The organism is Bradyrhizobium sp. P2_E8, assembly GCF_056403875.1.
In genome coordinates this window covers 1-2,831 of the sequence record NZ_JBFUES010000954.1, presented here as the reverse complement: position 1 = coordinate 2,831, position 2,831 = coordinate 1, and the positions used below count along the sequence as shown (strand labels likewise).

The following is a 2,831-nucleotide window of genomic DNA, read 5'->3' as shown; positions in this document are numbered from 1 at the left end:
TCCTGGTCCGGCGCACGCTCATAGGCGTAGCCCGGCGACATCGAGACGCCGACACCGAGTTCGACAGTGAGGTCGAGGAATTTGGCGATCTCCTCGGCCGGATGGCCGTCGAAGATGGTGGCGTTGACGTTGACGGTGAAGCCGCGCGCCTTGGCCGCCTTGATCGCGGAGACGGCGCGGTCGAACACGCCCTTCTGCGACACGGCCTTGTCGTGATGGTCCTTCAGGCCGTCGAGATGCACCGAGAAGAACAGGTACGGCGAGGGCTCGAACAGATCGAGCTTCTTCTCGAGCAGCAGCGCGTTGGTGCAGAGCGAGACGAACTTCTTGCGCGCGACGAGGCCGCGCACGATCTCGCCGATCTCCTTGTGGATCAGCGGCTCGCCGCCGGGAATGGCCACCATCGGCGCGCCGCATTCGTCGGCGGCGTCCCAGCACTCCTGCGCCGTCATGCGGCGGTTGAGGATCGCGTCGGGATAGTCGATCTTGCCGCAGCCGACGCAGGCGAGGTTGCAGCGAAACAGCGGCTCCAGCATCAGCACGAGCGGATAGCGCTTGCGGCCAAGCAGTTTCTGCTTGAGCAAATAACCGCCGATACGCATTTCCTTGAAGAAGGGGATAGCCATTACACGTTTCTTTCTGGGCTTGAAATTCGGGTGGGTCAGCTCGCAGCCAGTTCGGCCGGAAGCCGGAATTCGATGTTCTCCTCGCGGCCCGGCAGCACCGAGACCTTGACTGGTCCGATCCGCCGCATCGCCTCGATCACGTCATCCACGAGTACCTCAGGCGCCGAAGCGCCGGCCGTGACGCCGACGGTCTTGGCATCTTTCAACCACTCCGGATTGAGCGCGCTGCCGTCGGCAATCAAATAACTCGCGACGCCGGCCTCAGTGCCGATTTCGCGGAGCCGGTTCGAGTTCGAGCTGTTGGCAGCGCCCACCACCAAGATCACGTCGACCAGCTTGCTCAAGTCCCTTACCGCAGATTGGCGGTTCTGTGTCGCATAGCAGATATCCCGGATATCCGGGCCTTGAATATCTGTAAAGCGGGCCTGAAGGGCCGAAATGATGTCCCTGGTGTCGTCGACCGACAGGGTGGTCTGGGTGATGTAGGCCACTGGCGTATCCGCCGGCAGGACAAGGGCCTTAACCTCTTCAACGCTTTGAACAAGCAGCACCGGCCCCGGAACCTGGCCCATCGTGCCCTCGACCTCGGGGTGGCCGGCATGGCCGATCAGGATCAGCGTGCGGCCCTTGGTGATATAGCGCTTCCCCTGATTGTGAACTTTCGTGACCAGGGGGCAGGTGGCGTTGAGCACCGGAAGGTCGCGCGCGGCGGCCTCTTCCTCGACGCTGCGGGCGACGCCATGGGCGCTGAAAACGGTCACCGCCTTCGGCGGAACCTCGGACAGTTCCTCGACGAAGATGGCGCCTTTGTTCTTCAGGCTCTCGACCACGTATTTGTTGTGCACGATCTCGTGGCGCACGTAGACGGGCGGGCCGTACTTCTCCAGGGCCCGTTCCACGATCTCGATCGCGCGCACCACGCCCGCGCAGAAACCGCGCGGCTGCGCTAGATAAACTTCCATAGGACGCCCATCACGCAAGTTGCACCAATCCGCTTCAAAGTTCCCCGGGGGCACCCCGTACTGACCAATGAGTTGCAATATCCGCACCATTGGTTTCGCGCACGCGGTAGCCACCCACCCCCGTCGGGGCTCCGGCGCATGGAGGCGCAATACTTTGTGTCAAAAAATCGGCAGAAAGGAAAGGTCGGATGGACCTATTGTTCCCCGCCGGCTCAATCGATGGTAATATAGTACAGAAAGCGCCGTGAGCAAGATGGCGACATTTGTGCTCACCCCTTCGTCACTTTCCCGCCTCAACTCCCCGGCTATACCGACCGTCCCGCATGATTTTGCCATGGTCTGCGCCGTTTACCTCGAACCTTCCGGCGGCGAGAACCACTCAAAACAGCAATAGGTTTCGCCCGGGAACTCCGATAAAGAGCGGGCGTTTCCGGCAAGCTGTTAACAGCAGAAAGAAAAGAAGTGCTGCAAAGCGTCGTCGTTGCCATCGTCAGGGCCTGCACCCGGTTTGCCTCCCTCGTCGTCGTTCTCGGGCTCCTGCTTTCGGTGGGGGCCGGCTATTACACGTCCCAGCACTTCGCCATCAACACCGACATCAACTCGCTGATTGCCCAAAATCTGGACTGGCGCCAGCGCGACCAGCAGTTCGACCGCGCCTTCGACCGCGACGCGACGATCACGGCAGTGGTCGAGGCCAGGACGCCGGAGATGGCGACCGCGGCGTCGGACGCGCTCTTTGCCAGGCTGAAGGACGACAAGACCAATTTCCAGTCGATGCAGCAGCTCGGCACCGGCGAGTTCTTCGAGAGGAACGGCCTGCTGTTCCTGCCGACCGAAGAGGTCGCCAAGGCCACCGGCCAGTTCGAAGCTGCGGCGCCCCTGATCGAGATCATGGCGGGCGATCCCTCGATCCGCGGCCTGACCGGCGCGCTGGAGACGGGACTTGCCGGCGTCAAGCGCGGCCAGGTCAAGCTCGACAATACCGCGCGGCCTTTCAACCTGATCGCGCAGACGGTCGAGACCGTGCTCAACAAGGGCAATGCGAGCTTCTCGTGGCGCGAGCTCGTCAGCGACGAGCCGCTGACGGCTTCCGACAAGCGCRCCTTCATCGAGTTCAAGCCGATCCTCGACTACAACGCGCTGGAGCCCGGCAAGGGCGCCACCGACGCGATCCGCAAGGCCGCGGCGGAGCTCGATTTCGCGACCTTATACCAGGCGCGGGTGCGGCTGACCGGCCCAGTGC

The 2,831-nt window shown here is 62.7% G+C and carries 2 protein-coding genes and 1 pseudogene; 1 reads left to right on the top strand and 2 read right to left on the bottom strand.

Translation table 11 applies throughout. The features are described 5' to 3' along the window. A partial coding sequence (gene hpnH, locus AC1D00_RS34875; protein ID WP_477013806.1) for an adenosyl-hopene transferase HpnH occupies positions 1-626 on the bottom strand: 626 nt, incomplete at its 3' end. A gap of 35 nt (positions 627-661) precedes the next feature. Then, positions 662-1,588, bottom strand: a complete 927-nt coding sequence (ispH, locus tag AC1D00_RS34870) for a 4-hydroxy-3-methylbut-2-enyl diphosphate reductase (RefSeq protein WP_404554275.1) — start codon at positions 1,586-1,588, stop codon at positions 662-664. 462 nt (positions 1,589-2,050) lie between these two features. Here ispH and AC1D00_RS34865 point away from each other — a divergent pair. Next, positions 2,051-2,831: pseudogene (locus AC1D00_RS34865) on the top strand (MMPL family transporter); the annotation flags it as partial.